Consider the following 14,885-nt stretch of genomic DNA (forward strand, 5'->3'; position numbering starts at 1 on the left):
CGCTGCTTGCGATCGGGTCAGCCGCCGCTGGCGGCCGGGACCGGTGTCGACGCGCTCGCCGACGGGTTCACCGACGTCTGGGCCACGGGGCCCTTGGGCGGCGTGGTCGCCACGCCCGCCGCCTTCTGCGCGTTCTGGAAGTTGGTCATCGCCACGTCCAGCGCCTGCAGTGAGGCGCCGTACTTCGCGAAGTCGCCCGACACCTGGGCGGCCTTCACGTCAGCGATGGCCTTGTCCAGGTCCGCCGCCGCCTGGGCCAGCTGGCCCGTGAGCACCGGCGGCCCGTTGCCCGCCGGCGGCGTCTCGGTGCCGGTCGGTGGGGTGGTCGTCGTGGGCTGGTTGCTCTTGCCCTGGGCGACGAGCTTGTCCAGGCCTTCCTTCAGGTTGTTGGCCAGCACGACGTAGGTGCCGCCGTCGCCGTACGACATCAGGACCTTCTGGAGCAACGGTACGGCGTCCTGTTGCCCGCTCTTGACGTACACGGGCTCGACGTAGAGCATGCCGTCGCCGACCGGCAGCGAGATCAGGTTGCCGAACTGCACCTGCGACTGGTTGCTGTTGGACAGCAGGGTCAGCTCCGAGCGTACGAGTGCGTTGTTGGTCATCCGCTGATGGACCTGCACCGGGCCCTGGATCGCGGTCTGGTCCGGCAGCTCGAGGATCTCCAGGCGGGGCTTGTTGTCGACGTACGACCCGGAGATCAGCGCCGCCAGGTTGTCCCGGTTGTTCGGGGTCACCGCCGACGTGAGCTGGAACCGCGTGTCGTCCTGCCCCGGCAGCTTCACGTTCAGGTAGAACGGCGGCTGCTTGACCTCGCTGTCGGGGTCGTCGGGCACGTTCGGCACCTGCCAGAAGTCCTGGCCGCTGAAGTACTCGTTCGGCTCGGTGACGTGGAACCGGGCCAGCAGGTTGCGCTGCACCTTGAACATGTCGGCCGGGTACCGGAAGTGCTCGGCCAGGGTCGGCGGGGTCTGCGCCTTCGGCGTGATCAGCTTGCCGCCGAACGCCTGGTTCCAGGCCTTGAGGACCGGGTCCTGGTCGTCGAACTCGTAGAGCGTGACCGTGCCGTCGTACGCGTCGACGGTCGCCTTCACCGAGTTGCGCATGTAGTTGATGTTGTCCCGGGCGAGCGCGACCGTGCCCCGGTTGGTGAGCTCGTCGGTCGTCTCCTCCTGCAGGTTGATCCGCTGCGCGTACGGGTACGTCGCCGCGGTCGTATAGCCGTCGAGGATCCACTTGACCCGCCCGTCGACCACGGCCGGGTACGGGTCGCCGTCGATGGTGAGGAACGGCGCGACCTTCTCCACCCGGGAGCGGGGGTCACGCACGTACATCAGGCGGGACTTCTCGTTGACCGCGTCGGAGAGCAGGAAGTTGCTCTCGGTGTTCTTGATCGCGAACACCAGCCGGCGGAAGAAGGAGCCGATCGGCACGCCGCCGGCACCGGCGTACGTGTAGCGCTCCTCGGCGTTGTTGTTGTTCGGCTGCGGCCGGTCGAACTCGGTCTTCTTCGACTCGTCCTTCTGGCCGACGATCGCGTACTCGGTCGACTGCTCGCCGAAGTAGATCCGGGGCTGCTCGACCTTGATCTCCTCGGTCGCCGAGGCGCAGCCGGGCTGCTGGTCGTCGCCGAGGAAGCCGGAGACGAAGTACGGCAGGCCGCCGCAGACGACCTGGTTGGCGGGGGCCGCCACCATGCCGTAGCCGTGGGTGAAGACCGTGTGCCGGTTCAGCCAGTTCTGCTGCTGGGTGGTCAGCGCGTTGTCGTTGATCTCACGAACGCCGACCACGTAGTCCTGCGGCTTGTCCTTCGTCAGCGTGTAGCGGTCCACGTCCAGCTTCGGGCCGAAGTCGTAGAAGCCGCGGACCTGCTGCTGCTGGGTGTAGGCCTCGGAGACCAGTTGGGGGTCTATCAACCGGACGTTCTGGGCGCTGGTGTCGGAGGCGAGCGTCGCCGGCGGTCTCGTCGATGACGCCGCGTACGGCCGGACCTCGGTTTCCGTGAGCCCGAACGCGGCCCTCGTGGCCTCGATCGACCGGGCGATGTAGGGCGCCTCCTTGTCCGCGAGGCTCGGCTGCACCTGGAAGTTCTGCACCGCCAGCGGGTAGATGCCGCCGATCGCCACCGCGGAGATGGCGAGCAGGGCCAGCGCGACGCCGGGCCAGACCAGGTTCCGCATCACCGCGTTGGAGAACACGATGATCGCGATCGCCACCACGATCGAGATGTAGGCCAGGATCTCCTTGGCCGGCATCAGCGCGTTGACGTCCGTGTAGCCGGCGCCGTACAGGCCAGGTGAGACGTGCTGCTCGAGCAGCAGCGCCCGCCGGTCCAGGATGTAGGCGATGGCCTTGAGCAGCACGAAGAACGCCACCAGCGTGGTCAGGTGCGCCCGCGCCGCCGCGGTCATCCGATCGCCGACGCCCTGCAGGCGTACGCCGCCGAAGACGTAGTGCACGGCGAGCGCGCCGATCACCGACAGGACGATCGCGGTGAAGCCGACGCCGAGCAGGTAACGCCAGAGCGGGTACTCGAAGATGTAGAAGCCGATATCGACCTTGAACTCGGGGTCCGGGGTGCCGAACGGCTGGGAGTTCTGGAAGAGCACCCAGTCCTTCCAGCGGCTCTGCGCGGACAGCCCGGCGAAGAAGCCGATGACCGCCGAGACGACCGTGATCCAGGTGCCGAGCCGCGGCTGGATGGCCATCCGGTAGCGCTCGAGCGTCGCCTGCTCAGCCGAGTGCGGCCGCAGCAGCGGGCGGAGCCGGTAGGCCAGGTAGAGGTTCGCTGCGATGAACAGCGCCATCGCTAGCCCGATGACGAGGAAGAGCAGCAGGCGGGTCACCAGTACGCCGGTGTAGACACCTGTGAAGTGGACCTCGTCGAACCACAGGTAATCGGTGTACGCGTCGATGGCCCAGCCGAGCAGCGTGAAAAGGAGGAAGACCCCCACCAGGACGCCGACGGTCACGCGACCGCGCCGGCTCATCCTCGGCAGAGGACTGTTACGCATGACCAACGTGAACCCCACAAAGTCGGACCGGTTTTTCACATTACGGGTGTAGCTCTGTTCCGTCTGGGGCGCCTGTGCCGATTGTTACGCAGCCGGGCACGGTTTGGGGGTGCCGCCACTGGTGAAGGTCTGCAGCGCGGCGAGAGCGTCGTCCACGGTGGCCACCTCCGCCATGGGCAGGCCGGGCACGGCATTACGCACGGCCTCGGCGCAATTGTCGGCCGGGACCAGGAAGATCTGGGCACCCGCTTCCTTGGCGCCGACCAGCTTCTGCGGGATGCCGCCGATCGGGCCGACGTCGCCCTCGTCGTCGATGGTGCCCGTACCGGCGATGATCTTGCCGCCGGTGAGGTCCTCCGGCTTCAGCTTGTCGATGATGCCGAGGGTGAACATCAGGCCGGCGCTGGGGCCGCCGATCTCGTCCAGGTCGATCTCGACGTCGAACGGGTGCGGCTGCTTCTTGTCGATGGCGACGCCGATCCGCGGCGGCTCGTCTTTCCCGGCGGCCTTCGTGGTGACGGTCGCGGTGCCGGTCTTGCCGTCCCGGAGGTAGCCGATCTTCAGCGGCGTGCCCGCCGGCTTGGCCTGCACCAGCTGGGTGAGCTTGTCGGGGGTCGTCACCTCGGTGCCGTCGACGGAGGTGATGACGTCGTCCTTCTGCAGGATGCCGGTCGACGGGCCGTCCTTGGTCACCTCGGTCACGAAGGTCTGGACCGGGTAGCCCAGCTTCCGCAGCGCCACGGTCACCGCGCTGTACTGCGAGGACTTGAACTCCTCGGCGTTCTGCTCCTCGACCTGCTGCTCGCTCTGGTCGGGCGGGTAGATCAGCTCACGCGGGACCACGGCCTGCTCGTCGCTGAACCAGCCCCTGATCGCCCAGACCAGCTCGACGCTCGGCTGCACGCCGACGGTGGTCAGCCGGAGCTGACCCTTTGAGGTCGAGGTGTCCGCCTTCGTCACCTGGATGACCTCTTTGCCGTTGTCCGAGCCGAGCGTGTTGACGGTCGGCCCCGGCTTCAGCACGACATAAGGCAGGGGGATGGCCATGACACCAACTGCCAGCAGTGCGGTGATCAGGGCGCCGAGAATTACCGTGACACCGCGACGTCTCATGCGCGTGACCGTACCAACCGATCCTGAGTTCTCTCTGAGCTGACACCGGCATCGGTCACGGAGGCCGCCAACGCGCGTACGGTTGGTACGTGCCTGATATCCCGTTCGGCTTCAGCCTGCCGGGCGCCCAGCCGCCCGATCCCTCCGACCCGCAGCAGATGCAGCAGTTCATGAATCAGCTGCAGCAGATGTTCGCCGCGCCGGGCAGTGGTCCGGTCAACTGGGATCTGGCCCGCCAGGTGGCGGCCAGCCAGCTGAGCGCGACCGGCGACCCCGCGGTGAACATGTATGAGCACAACGCGGTCTCCGAGGCCCTGCGCCTCGCCGACCTGTGGCTCGACCCGGTCTCCGCGCTGCCGTCCGGCGTCCGCGACGCGACAGCCTGGAACAGAAACGAGTGGGTCTACAACACGCTCGAGGTGTGGAAGAAGCTGTGTGACCCGATCGCGGGCCAGATGGTCGGCGCCATGGGCGACCTGGTGCCCGAGGAGGCCCGGGCCCAGCTCGGCCCGATGCAGTCGATGGTCGCGACGCTCGGCGGCGCGCTCTTCGGCGGCCAGCTCGGCCAGGCGCTCGGCCAGCTCGCGGCGGAGGTTCTCTCGGCCGGCGACATCGGCCTGCCGCTGGGCCCCGCCGGCACGGCCGCCCTGGTGCCGGCCAACATCAAGGCCTACGGCGACGGCCTGGAGCTCCCGGAGGACCAGGTCCGGCTCTACGTGGCGCTGCGCGAGGCGGCACACCAGCGCCTCTTCCAGCATGTTCCGTGGCTGCGCGCCCACGTGCTGAGCGCGGTGGAGACCTACGCGACCGGCATCACGGTCAACCGCGAGGCGATCGAGGAGGCGATGAGCCGCGTCGACCCGTCCGACCCGGAGTCGATGCAGCAGATGGCGCTCGAGGGCATCTTCACGCCCGAGGACACCCCGCAGCAGAAGGCCTCGCTGGCCCGGCTCGAGACGGCGCTCGCGCTGATCGAGGGCTGGGTGGGCCACGTGGTGGACAGCGCCGCGGGCGAGCGGCTCCCGTCGGTGGCCGCGCTGGGCGAGGCGTTCCGGCGCCGGCGCGCGGCGGGCGGCCCGGCCGAGCAGACATTCGCGGCCCTGGTGGGCCTCGAGCTGCGGCCGCGCCGGCTGCGCGAGGCGGGGGCCCTGTGGGCGGCGGTGACCGAGCACCGGGGTGTTGCGGGCCGCGACGCGCTGTGGGACCACCCGGACCTGCTGCCGACGGACGAGGACTTCGCGGACCCGCAGAAGTTCGCCCAGTCGCGGCTGGACTGGGACATCTCGGAGCTCGACAACCTGGGCAAGCAGGACGACGCCGACGAGTGACCTCAGCCGCCGAGGACGGCCCGGGTGTTCTCCCAGCCCTCGAGGGCCAGGTCGAGGGTGGCCAGGTCGGCCGGGCCGCGCAGCCTGCGCCAGTCCGCGGTCGACTGCACGTCGCCGGGGTTCGGGGCCGGCTTGCGCAACTGCGCGGCGGTTGCGGTGTCCAGGTCGTGGTCGGGCAGCCAGCCCGGCACCGGCAGCCGCGCCGCGACCCCCAGCAGGCCCGAGCCGCCGCCCGGCGCGACCGCCACGGGTCTGGTCGTCAGCGGGCGCATGAGCTTGCCGATGATCATGCCGGGCACGTCGGCCGCGTCGGCCGCGATGACCGCCGCCTGATCGAAGCCGTCGCCGGCGGCCGCGTTCAGGACGGGCAGCACGGTCGCCGTCGGCACGTCGAAGATGCGCATGCCGGGCCAGGCGATCTCCTCGGCCAGCGCCCGGTCCTCGGGGCACGCGGCGATGGCGGGCTCGGCCTGGGCGAGCATGGCCAGCAGGTCGACGACGTCCTCCGCCAGCGCGGTTCGCCATTTGAGCAGGTCGACACCGGGCGGACTCCAGCTCACCGGGGTAAGCAGCACCACTACGACACGTCTTGTCACCCTTGAAGGGTAGGTGTGTCGTCGGCCAGGACCAGACCGGTCGCCGCCGAGATGCCTTCCAGGTAGCCGCGGGCGCGCTCCGCCCTCGGGTAGCGGTTGACCAGCTCCCAGAACGACGCGTTGTGGCTCGGCACGACCAGGTGCGCCAACTCGTGCAGCAGCACGTAGTCGATCACCCACTCCGGCATCTCCTGGATGCGGTGCGAGATCCGGATCGTGCCGTCCTCCGGAGTGCACGAGCCCCAGCGGCCGTTCTGATTGGTCACCCACCGAACGCTCGCCGGCGCGATATCGTCGGCGTGGTCGGGTAAGTATCGGGAGATCAGGCGCCGGGCCCGGATCAGCAACTCGCTATCCGTATGCCTGATGCGCTCCTCCCGGGCCGCGAGGCGGGCGAGCATCCGCGCCACCCATTCGGTCTCCTCGGCACGCGAGAACCGATCGGGAATGAGGACGACGACCCGTTCGCCCTCGCGATAAGCGGACACCGTACGACGACGGCGCTGGCTGCGCCGCACTTCGACGTCGGGCTTGCGCGTCCTGGCCATTACCGGCTCGCGCGGCCCACAGTAGGGTTCACATTGCGACGTTAATCCGTCGGGGCCAGGTCACCGCAAGGGTAGAAGAAACGACACGCGCCCAAAATGTGAGCTAGATCCCGAAAGATCCGAAAATATTTTCCGCGGTCGCAACATGCCTCGTGGCATAACCTGCGGAAGGCCGGGAACGAGGCGGCCAAAACGTCCCTTTTCTTGCGTTCTGCAGCACTTCGTCGGCGTGTCCACCCCTATCTGCCCCAAAAGGGGCATCTGGACCGGCACACTCAGGCCGTCGACGACACCGCCGACGCCGCGCTGACATGGAATTGGCCGGACCTGGGTAGTGACCGCCCTAGCGGGGGTGGCCACATTCACTTGGTCGCGGAGCGGTCCAGCGCCGAACACAGATCGCGGCCTGTCGCCGCGAGCAAGGCACCGGGCCGACCCGGCCGACAACATGACGAGGAGGAATCGTGGCCGACAACACGTACAACGGCTACTGCGTTAAGTGCAAGGAGAAGCGCGACTTCCAGGGCACCGTCGAGGTCTCGAAGACCGGCATGAACATGGCCAAGGGCAAGTGCCCGGTCTGCGGCACGACGGTCAACCGGATCCTGGGCAAGGCCGCCAAAGCCTGATCGCAACCGGCACGACCGCGACGGGGGCGGCCACTGGTCGCCCCCGTCGGCGCGGGCCCCGCGTTCACCCGGCCGAGCCATAACCCGTACGCACTCAGACACGTTGAGTGAATGGCCCCCCGGCTTGCCTGTGGATAACTCCGGAATCTCTGTGGATAACCCTGCTTCCGGGCGAGCGGGCCTGTGGACAACAATCCCCAGCGCGTCCGCGTCATGACACCGTGTCACCTTATGAGCCGCACGCCGCTGCCCCGCCCCACCCTGCTGCCGGGCCTGCCGCGCATCTGGCGCGCATCGCACACCCTGCAACTCGGCCTCGACCCGCCGCGCGCCGTCCTGATCGACCTGCCCGAGCCGAGGGCCGCCGGGCTGCTCGACCTGCTGGACGGCTCCCGCTCGGAACGGCTCGCGCTGGCCCGGGCCGGCGCGTTCGGGATGCGCCCCGACGAGGCCCGCACCCTGCTCGACACGCTGCACGCCGCCGGCCTGGTGGTCCCGGCGCAGAGCCTCTTCCCGCCGGCCATGCCGGAGCGCCTGACCGGCGAGGCCGCCGCCCTCGCATACTCGCCCGGCGCCGCCTCCCCGGCCCGGACGCTGCGCCGCCGGTCCGCGGCCCGGGTCGTCGTCACCGGCCGGGCCCGCCTCGCGCCCGGGGTCGCCGTCGCCCTCGCCACCGCGGGCGTCGGCCACGTCCACCCCGACCTGACCGGCTCGGTCGACCGCCACGAGATCCCGGGCGGCCCGCTGAGCGCCGCCGACATCGGCCGGCCGCGGGCCGAGGCCGCGGCGGAGGCCATCCAGCGTGCGGCTCCGGGCACCGAAACCCGCACGGTACGGCGGGGAGCGGCGTCCCTGGTGATCCGCCTCGGCGGGGAGCAGCCCCCGGCCCCGCCCACGATCAGCCGCGCCCAGCGGCGTCAGCCCTGCCTCACCGCGACGATCCGCGAGGGCAAGGTGCTGGTGGGCCCGCTGGTGCCGGCCGCGGCGTCACCCTGCCTGGGCTGCATCGCCCTGCACCGCCGCGACAGGGAGGCCGCCTGGCCGGACGCGGCCGCCCCGCCGATGCCCACACCCGGCCCGGCCGAGCCCTGCGCCGCGGCCACGCTGCTCGCCGCGACGGCCTACCTGACGGCGGAGGCGCTCGCCTTCCTCGACGGCGACACCCCGGAGACCCTCGGCGCCGAGGTGGAGATCAGCAGGCCGGGACGCTTCCGCCGCCGCACCTGGGCACCGCACCCCGCCTGTCCCTGCGTCCGCCGCCCGGCATCAACCACAGACCGTAATCGGACTTTCGGCGCACAGATGACGGAAGGTCGCATCCAGGGCGGTCGAACTCCGTCACGTCGGTCACAATGATCTGGTGACCGACATCCCCCGGCGTGCGGCCTCCCGCACCGCGAAGCTCGCCGCCCTGCCCCTCGGCTTCGCCGGACGAACGGTGCTCGGGCTGGGCAAGCGGGTGACCGGCATCGCGACGGATGTCATCTCCGCGGAGATCCAGCAGCGCACCGCCGAGCAGCTCTTCAGCGTCCTCGGCCAGCTCAAGGGCGGCGCGATGAAGTTCGGGCAGGCCCTGTCGGTCTTCGAGGCCGCGATGCCCGAGGCGATGGCGGCGCCCTACCGGCAGGCGCTGACCAAGCTGCAGGAGGCCGCGCCGCCGATGCCGGTGGCAAGCGTGCACAAGGCGCTGGCCGAGCAGCTCGGCCCGGACTGGCGGGACATGTTCGCCGAGTTCGACGACACCCCCGCCGCCGCCGCGAGCATCGGCCAGGTGCACCGCGCGGTGTGGAAATGCCCGCCGGGCCTCGACGGCGACCTGCCGCAGACGCTGAACGTCGCGGTGAAGGTGCAGTACCCGGGCGCCGGCGAGGCCCTGCTCGCCGACCTCAAACAGCTTGGCCGCCTGGCCGGCATGTTCAAGGTCATTCAGCCGGGCATGGACATGAAGCCGCTGCTCAGCGAGCTGCGCGCGCGGATCACCGAGGAGCTCGACTACGCGATGGAGGCGGCCGCGCAGACGACGTTCGCCACCGCGTACGCGGACGACCCCGAGATCTACGTGCCCCGGGTCCTGGCCTTCGCGCCCCGGGTACTGGTCACCGAGTGGGTCGAGGGCACACCCCTGTCCAAGGTCATCAACGACGGCACCCAGGCCGAACGCGACGAGGCCGGCCGCCTGATGGCCACGCTGCACTTCTCGGCGCCGGCCCGCGCCGGCCTGCTGCACGCCGACCCGCACCCCGGCAACTTCCGCATCCTGCCCGACGGCCGCCTCGGCGTGATCGACTTCGGCGCGGTGGCCCGCCTCCCCGGCGGCCACCCGGAGCCGATCGGCCGCCTGGTCCGCCTGGCGCTGAGCGGCGACGCCGAGGGGGTGGCGGACGGCCTGCGCACGGAGGGCTTCATCAAGCCCACCGACGACCTCGACGCCGAGGCGGTGCTGAGCTTCCTGCGCCCGATGATCGAGCCGGTGGCGGTGGACGAGTTCCGCTTCACCCGCTCCTGGATCCGCGGCGAGGCGACCCGGCTGTCGAGCCCGAAGTCCCCGGCCTTCCAGCTCAGCCGCAAACTGAACCTGCCCCCGTCGTACCTGCTGATCCACCGGGTGACCCTGGGCTCGATCGGCGTGCTGTGCCAACTGGAGGCCCAGGCGCCATACCGGTCCATCCTGCAGAAGTGGCTCCCCGGCTTCGCCCCCGTCGCCTGACCACCCACACCAAGCAAGCGCCGGCAACCCCACGAAAGCCGGTGCGGCATTCGCCCGGCGGCGCTCGCCTATCGCAGCGGAAACGCGCCGGCCAGCGAATTACCCGGGTCGATGCGCGTAGGTCGCGGGCGCGTGGGCGACGATCGGGGCTCACCCGGCGGGGTGAAATCGGCGCTTGATCCTGGGAGCCCCTCCGGGGCGCGAGGACCACGGGCTGTGACGATTGCCGGGAAGGCGATTGCCGGGGTGGCGATTGCCGGGGTGGCGATTGCCGGGGTGGCGATTGCCGGGGTGGCGATTGCCGGGGAAGGAAAGGGGCCCGCCCGCGAATGACGCGGACGGGCCCTGCGGATTCATTGATCAGAGGCGTACGCCCAGTTCACGAGCGGCCCGGTGACGGGCCTCGATCGCGATCTGACGGGCGGGTCGGTGTGCCTCAGGGTGAAGGTCGGCCTGAGGCCGACGCATTCGTGCTCGCGAGAGCGCTTCTTGGATGAGTTTCACCTTCGAGGTTCCGTTCGTGTTCACGGCTATGTCTTCCGTCTCTTTGCTAAGGGGTGGTTGCTTGGTCGTGTTCTCAGGCCGCGAGGCGGACCGAGTTGCGGGACTCGAGACCGTTCGCGGCGAGCCGCTCTTCGACCTCGACCTGGAGCTCGGCGTCGCGAGCGACGTCGACCTTGCGGGGACGGCCACGGGGCCGCTTGCGCGGCACGACGGCGCCACGCTCAAAGATCTCGCCTCCCCAGACACCCCAGGGCTCGTTCCGCTCGACCGCACCGGCGAGGCACTCGACGCGCAGCGGGCAGTCCCCGCAGAGCGACTTGGCCAGTTCCAGCTGGGCCGGGGAGTCCGAGAACCAAAGGTCCGGGTCGAACTTCCGACAGGGCAGGTTTGCCTCAAGCTCGACGCTCACGTCGAGTGGGGCCAGCGCCAGACTCATAAAGCCCGGTCACCTCTCTCTTCTTCTCGATCTTCTGGATCGCGATACAGGTCGTGCACCGGCCGGTGAGCCGGCAAAAAAAATTAAGGCCGCGGATCCCGGTTACGGGTTCCGCGGCCTCGAGGTGAGCCGGTTGGTCTGTTAGACCGGCCTTCCTCGAGGCGGGACACCGCTGGCACCATCCGTCTTGCGCTTGGAGGTGCTGTTGCTGCCCACGAACCCAGTGGTCCCGTAGCTTCCATCGACGTCCACCAGAACCCGGACCAGCTCGGACTGAATCTGGGCCTGGTGCGCCTGCGAAGCCGGGGCCCGCTCAACGGCGAAGAGCGCCACGGGGGCGGACTCTTGCATCCACGAAGCGGACGGAGCGCAGGCAGCAGCGAGTAGCGTCGACGGTCGCTCGATCATGTGGTTGAGCTTCATCGGTGCCACCTCCTCCATCGCCTTGCGCTCGGATGTTTCCTCGGACCTGATGAACATGGTTTTAACCAGCGCTCATCTTGGTGTGCACTGAGGCTAAGCCCGCCCGCCCGGGGAGGGCAAACGAATTAACGGGTTAGTTTTCAAAGTTTTCTGAGCCGCCGCCCGCGGGGCTGTCGCCACTCACCAGAGCGAACACCGCGGCCCCGTACTGGCCGAGTTTGCGGGGGCCGATCCCGGCGATCGCCAGCAGCTCGGCGGGGCCGCCCGGGCGGCGTTCCGCGATCGCCACGATCGTGGCGTCGGTGAACACCACGTATGCAGGGACTTTCTGCTCCGCCGCGGTGGCGGCGCGCCACGCCAGCAGGCGTTCGTAGAGCTCCTCGTCGAGATCGGACGGGCAGGTGGGGCAGCGGCCGAGCTTGCGGTCCGCGCCCGCCAGCAGGGTCCCGCCGCAGATCCGGCAGGAGACCACCAGGTTGCGCCGATTGACGGGTTTCCGACTCACGCCGCCGGCGCCCGCCTTCTCCAGCCCGTTTCGGCTCTGCCCGAGCTGCGGCAGGAACCGGCACGGCCGCCGGGCCCGGCCGCCCGGCGAGCGGGACTGGCCGTAGGACAGCCAGAGCCACTGCCGGGCCCGGGTCACCCCGACATAGAGCAGCCGGCGCTCCTCCTCGATCTGCTCGGGAGTCTTCGCGTACGTCGTCGGCAGGGTGCCCTCGGCGAGCCCGACGAGGAAGACCGCGTCCCACTCCAGGCCCTTCGCGGAGTGCAGGGAGGCGAGCGTCACGCCCTCGACCGTCGGGGCGTGCTGCTGCTCGGCGCGGTGGGCCAGCTCCTCGCAGAACGCCGACAGCGACAGGTCGTGCTGGACCGCGCCGGCCTCGCCGAGCGGCAGCAGGTCGGGCGAGCGGGCGTAGTCCTCGGCGAGCACGACCAGCGCGGCCAGGGCCTCCCACTGCTCGCGCTGGGCACCGCCCGGCGGCGGCCGGTCCCGCGCCCAGCCGGTGGCGGACAGCGCCTCGACGACGGCCTGGACCAGCGGGGTCTCCCCCGGCGTCGAGCGCACGGCCGAGCGCAGCGCGATCATCGCCTGCCGCACCTCGGTGCGTTCGAAGAAGCGCTCGGCGCCGCGGACCACGTAGGGCACCTCGAGCTCGGCGAGCGCCTTCTCGTAGGCCTCCGACTGCGCGTTCGTCCGGAACAGCACCGCTATTTCGCTCGCCGGGGTGCCCGCGGCGATCAGGTCGCGGCAGCGACGGGCGACCGCGACGGCCTCGGCGGGCTCGTCCGGGAAGATCTTGAGGTCGGGTTCGGCGCCGGGCGGGCGCTGCCCGACCAGCTCGAGCCGGAGCTTGGCCTCGGTGCCGCGGGCCTGCTTGATCACCGCGTTGGCCAGGCCGACGACCTGCGGGGTCGAGCGGTAGTCGCGGACCAGCCGGACCACCACCGCGTCGCGGCGCTGCCGCGGGAAGTCGACCAGGTAGGAGGAGGTGGCGCCGGTGAACGAGTAGATGGTCTGGCTGGCGTCGCCGACGACGGTGAGGTCGTCGCGGCCGCCGAGCCAGGCCTCGAGCAGGCGCTGCTGCAGCGGGTTGACGTCCTGATACTCGTCGACCACGAAGTGCCGGTACTGCGAGCGGACCTGCTCGGCCACGTCCTGGTGCTCCTCGATGCCCCAGACGGCGGCGCGGAGCATGTCCTCGAAGTCGATGACGCCCTGGCGGCGTTTCAGCGACTCGTAGGCCCCGAAGATCTCGGCGACCTTGGCGGCCTCGTAGGGCGGCTCGCGCAGCGCCTTGGCCGCGGCGACGACATACTCCCCCGGCTCGATCAAGGACGATTTCGCCCACTCGATCTCGCCGGCCAGGTCGCGGGCGGCCGTGCGGTCGGCGCGGACGCCCGCCCTGTTCGCCGCGAGGGTGACCAGGCGGGCCTTGCTCTCCACCAGCTCCGGCATCGCCCGGCCCTCGAGCAGCCGGGGCGCGAAGTAGCGGACCTGGCGCAGCGCCGCCGCGTGGAACGTGCGGGCCTGCACCCGGCCGGCGCCGAGCCCGGTGAGCCGGGCCCGCATCTCGGCGGCGGCCCGCGCGGTGAAGGTGACGGCGAGCACGTGCCGGGGGCTGATCTCCCCCCGCAGGGTGCGATAGGCGATGCGGTGGGTGATCGCGCGCGTCTTGCCCGTGCCGGCCCCGGCGAGGATGCAGACCGGCCCCGCGGGGGCGGTCACCGCCCTACGCTGATCGGGGTCGAGACCGGCGAGCACACGTTCGGCTGTCACAACCGGGAATCATGGCACCCCCGTCCGACGTTTCCCCGGAAGGCGTACCGCCCTGTGATGTCTGCGAAGGGAAACCGACCGATGTTGACCATGTACTCGACGCCCTGGTGTGGCTACTGCCACCGGCTCAAGTCCCAGCTCGACCGGGAAGAAATCGCGTACGAGGTCGTCGACATCGAGCAGGACCCGGCCGCGGCCGAGTTCGTGATGGGCGTCAACGGCGGCAACCAGACCGTGCCGACGCTGCGGTTCGAGGACGGCTCGGCGCTGACCAACCCGTCGATCGTGCAGGTCAAGCAGCACCTGGCCGCGCTCGCCGCGTAGGGGTGCCGAGTGGGGCCGGTCGTGGCTGCGGCCGGCCCACCTCGCGTCAGGGGATGAGCGCGGGCACGCTCGAGTCGAGGAGCCCTTGGCGCTTGAGCTCGCCGTAGAGCGGGGTGGTCTCCGGGTAGTGGCCCCACGCGTGGTCGCCGCTGCCGTCGCCGGCACCGCCGAGCAACTGGCGCTGCACCGGGTTGTAGGTCGCCCACTGCGGGGTTTCGGGAAGGCCGGCCACCTCGTCGCGGCCGGCCACCCAGCGGTAGGTGTAGCCGAAGAAGGCACCCACGCGGGTGATCGGCGAGTAGTTGTCCGACCGGGCGTGCCAGAGGCGGCGGTCGAAGACGACGACGTCGCCCGGGTTCGCGGTGATCTGGATGGCGCCCTCGGGCGGCGGCCACGGCACGCCGCGCGAAGGCGGGCCCGGCAGCCAGTTGGTCAGGTGGCTGCCCGGGAGCACGGTGAAGTTGCCCCGGCCGATCTCGCTGACGTCCGACAGCCAGTAGGCGAGCTTCACCGACGTCCGCGGGCGGGGGTCGGTCTCCAGCTCACGGTTCTGCCGGCCGCCGTCCTGGTGCCAGTGCCACCAGTCCTTCTGCCGCTCGTGGATCTGCGGGTGCACGTCGATGTGCGAGTGGTAGACGTGCACATTCCAGCCGAGAATCGACCAGATGTACTTGAACGCCCTTGGATGATCAAGGAGAAATGCCAGCTCGGGATTGTTGGTCACGGCGGAAAGCTGGTGCAGCGCGCCGGTCGGCCCGAGTACGCCCTCGCGCGACGCTTTCTCCCGCGACCGCAGAATCGCGGTCCGCGCTATTGCCACCTCGTCGTCGGTCAGCACCGCCGGAATTATGAGGAAGCCGTCGCGATCGAACCGCGCTCGTTCCTCGGCTGTCATCGGGGTCCAGGTCTGCTCGGCAAGCAGGGACATCTAGGTACCTCTCCTCCGTGTCTGCCCTTCCAGACGCTGGAGTGTCCTCCCATCGTT

The 14,885-nt window shown here is 70.2% G+C and carries 13 protein-coding genes; 5 read left to right on the forward strand and 8 right to left on the reverse strand.

Going from position 1 to position 14,885, the window contains the following annotated elements:
* Positions 1-17: 17 nt before the first annotated feature.
* Positions 18-2,990, reverse strand: a complete 2,973-nt coding sequence (locus AB0F10_RS04270) for a UPF0182 family protein (RefSeq protein WP_360620350.1) — start codon at positions 2,988-2,990, stop codon at positions 18-20.
* A 108-nt stretch (positions 2,991-3,098) separates the two neighbouring features.
* Complete coding sequence (locus tag AB0F10_RS04275) at positions 3,099-4,127, reverse strand: PDZ domain-containing protein (RefSeq protein WP_360620351.1); 1,029 nt, start codon at positions 4,125-4,127, stop codon at positions 3,099-3,101.
* Positions 4,128-4,216: 89 nt separating this feature from the next.
* Between AB0F10_RS04275 and AB0F10_RS04280 the strand changes: the two genes are divergently transcribed.
* Positions 4,217-5,455, forward strand: coding sequence for a zinc-dependent metalloprotease (locus AB0F10_RS04280; RefSeq protein ID WP_360620352.1), 1,239 nt, complete (start codon positions 4,217-4,219; stop codon positions 5,453-5,455).
* A 2-nt stretch (positions 5,456-5,457) separates the two neighbouring features.
* Here the strand turns inward: AB0F10_RS04280 and AB0F10_RS04285 are convergent, their stop codons facing one another.
* Positions 5,458-6,051 carry a hypothetical protein gene (locus tag AB0F10_RS04285; protein ID WP_360620353.1) on the reverse strand — a complete coding sequence of 198 codons (594 nt, stop codon included), beginning with the start codon at positions 6,049-6,051 and terminating at the stop codon, positions 5,458-5,460.
* Positions 6,048-6,599, reverse strand: coding sequence for a M48 family metallopeptidase (locus AB0F10_RS04290; protein ID WP_360620354.1), 552 nt, complete (start codon positions 6,597-6,599; stop codon positions 6,048-6,050). The genes AB0F10_RS04285 and AB0F10_RS04290 overlap by 4 nt, the downstream gene beginning before the upstream one ends.
* Before the next feature lie 464 nt (positions 6,600-7,063).
* On the opposite strand from AB0F10_RS04290, the gene AB0F10_RS04295 reads away from it, so the two are divergent.
* The 3 genes from AB0F10_RS04295 to AB0F10_RS04305 all read left to right on the forward strand — a co-directional run bounded on the left by AB0F10_RS04295 (position 7,064) and on the right by AB0F10_RS04305 (position 9,935).
* Positions 7,064-7,228, forward strand: a complete 165-nt coding sequence (locus AB0F10_RS04295; RefSeq protein ID WP_360620355.1) for a DUF5679 domain-containing protein — start codon at positions 7,064-7,066, stop codon at positions 7,226-7,228.
* 231 nt (positions 7,229-7,459) lie between these two features.
* Positions 7,460-8,584 carry a hypothetical protein gene (locus AB0F10_RS04300; RefSeq protein WP_360620356.1) on the forward strand — a complete coding sequence of 375 codons (1,125 nt, stop codon included), beginning with the start codon at positions 7,460-7,462 and terminating at the stop codon, positions 8,582-8,584.
* A gap of 4 nt (positions 8,585-8,588) precedes the next feature.
* Positions 8,589-9,935 (forward strand): AarF/ABC1/UbiB kinase family protein, encoded by a 1,347-nt coding sequence (locus AB0F10_RS04305; protein WP_360620357.1) that lies wholly within the window; start codon positions 8,589-8,591, stop codon positions 9,933-9,935.
* Positions 9,936-10,512: 577 nt separating this feature from the next.
* Here the strand turns inward: AB0F10_RS04305 and AB0F10_RS04310 are convergent.
* The 3 genes from AB0F10_RS04310 to AB0F10_RS04320 form a co-directional block, all read right to left on the reverse strand.
* Positions 10,513-10,875, reverse strand: a complete 363-nt coding sequence (locus tag AB0F10_RS04310) for a WhiB family transcriptional regulator (protein ID WP_125807464.1) — start codon at positions 10,873-10,875, stop codon at positions 10,513-10,515.
* Between the two features lie 141 nt (positions 10,876-11,016).
* Positions 11,017-11,355 (reverse strand): hypothetical protein, encoded by a 339-nt coding sequence (locus AB0F10_RS04315; protein WP_360620358.1) that lies wholly within the window; start codon positions 11,353-11,355, stop codon positions 11,017-11,019.
* A 76-nt stretch (positions 11,356-11,431) separates the two neighbouring features.
* Positions 11,432-13,576: an ATP-dependent DNA helicase UvrD2 gene (locus tag AB0F10_RS04320; protein ID WP_360620359.1), complete on the reverse strand. Its 2,145-nt coding sequence runs from the start codon at positions 13,574-13,576 to the stop codon at positions 11,432-11,434.
* Between the two features lie 81 nt (positions 13,577-13,657).
* On the opposite strand from AB0F10_RS04320, the gene AB0F10_RS04325 reads away from it, so the two are divergent.
* Positions 13,658-13,900: a mycoredoxin gene (locus AB0F10_RS04325; protein WP_360620360.1), complete on the forward strand. Its 243-nt coding sequence runs from the start codon at positions 13,658-13,660 to the stop codon at positions 13,898-13,900.
* Between the two features lie 46 nt (positions 13,901-13,946).
* Here the strand turns inward: AB0F10_RS04325 and AB0F10_RS04330 are convergent, their stop codons facing one another.
* Complete coding sequence (locus AB0F10_RS04330; protein ID WP_360620361.1) at positions 13,947-14,828, reverse strand: phytanoyl-CoA dioxygenase family protein; 882 nt, start codon at positions 14,826-14,828, stop codon at positions 13,947-13,949.
* Between the last annotated feature and the right edge of the window lie 57 nt (positions 14,829-14,885).

This window comes from Actinoplanes sp. NPDC026623 (assembly GCF_040638275.1).
Taxonomy (GTDB): domain Bacteria; phylum Actinomycetota; class Actinomycetes; order Mycobacteriales; family Micromonosporaceae; genus Actinoplanes.

What these genes read in the sequence shown, in the direction of transcription:
- AB0F10_RS04325 (WP_360620360.1), top strand. Translation starts at nt 13,658, where the DNA reads ATGTTGACCATGTACTCGACGCCCTGGTGTGGCTACTGCCACCGGCTC.
- AB0F10_RS04270 (WP_360620350.1), bottom strand. Translation starts at nt 2,990, where the DNA reads ATGAGCCGGCGCGGTCGCGTGACCGTCGGCGTCCTGGTGGGGGTCTTC.
- AB0F10_RS04315 (WP_360620358.1), bottom strand. Translation starts at nt 11,355, where the DNA reads ATGTTCATCAGGTCCGAGGAAACATCCGAGCGCAAGGCGATGGAGGAG.
- AB0F10_RS04275 (WP_360620351.1), bottom strand. Translation starts at nt 4,127, where the DNA reads ATGAGACGTCGCGGTGTCACGGTAATTCTCGGCGCCCTGATCACCGCA.
- AB0F10_RS04310 (WP_125807464.1), bottom strand. Translation starts at nt 10,875, where the DNA reads ATGAGTCTGGCGCTGGCCCCACTCGACGTGAGCGTCGAGCTTGAGGCA.
- AB0F10_RS04330 (WP_360620361.1), bottom strand. Translation starts at nt 14,828, where the DNA reads ATGTCCCTGCTTGCCGAGCAGACCTGGACCCCGATGACAGCCGAGGAA.
- AB0F10_RS04290 (WP_360620354.1), bottom strand. Translation starts at nt 6,599, where the DNA reads ATGGCCAGGACGCGCAAGCCCGACGTCGAAGTGCGGCGCAGCCAGCGC.
- AB0F10_RS04300 (WP_360620356.1), top strand. Translation starts at nt 7,460, where the DNA reads ATGAGCCGCACGCCGCTGCCCCGCCCCACCCTGCTGCCGGGCCTGCCG.